The organism is Gilliamella sp. G0441, assembly GCF_050589305.1.
GTDB lineage: Bacteria > Pseudomonadota > Gammaproteobacteria > Enterobacterales > Orbaceae > Gilliamella.
The window spans coordinates 1-635 of record NZ_JBNRJF010000043.1; the positions used below are offsets into that span (position 1 = coordinate 1).

Consider the following 635-nt stretch of genomic DNA (forward strand, 5'->3'; position numbering starts at 1 on the left):
TGTCGTTGGGCATGTGTGACTGCGTACCTTTTGTATAATGGGTCAGCGACTTATATTCTGTAGCAAGGTTAACCGAATAGGGGAGCCGAAGGGAAACCGAGTATTAACTGTGCGTTAAGTTGCAGGGTATAGACCCGAAACCCGGTGATCTAGCCATGGGCAGGTTGAAGGTTGGTTAACACTAACTGGAGGACCGAACCGACTAATGTTGAAAAATTAGCGGATGACCTGTGGCTGGGGGTGAAAGGCCAATCAAACCGGGAGATAGCTGGTTCTCCCCGAAAGCTATTTAGGTAGCGCCTCATGAGTAACTGTTGGGGGTAGAGCACTGTTTCGGCTAGGGGGCCATCCCGGCTTACCAACCCGATGCAAACTCCGAATACTGACAAGTTTAATCATGGGAGACACACGGCGGGTGCTAACGTTCGTCGTGAAGAGGGAAACAACCCAGACCGCCAGCTAAGGTCCCCAAGTCATAGTTAAGTGGGAAACGAAGTGGGAAGGCTTAGACAGCTAGGATGTTGGCTTAGAAGCAGCCATCATTTAAAGAAAGCGTAATAGCTCACTAGTCGAGTCGGCCTGCGCGGAAGATGTAACGGGGCTAAAACTATGCACCGAAGCTGCGGCAGTGCACG

The 635-nt window shown here is 51.0% G+C and carries 1 rRNA gene; it reads left to right on the forward strand.

The features are described 5' to 3' along the window. Positions 1-635: ribosomal RNA gene (locus tag ACKJXD_RS11930) — 23S ribosomal RNA — on the forward strand; the annotation flags it as partial.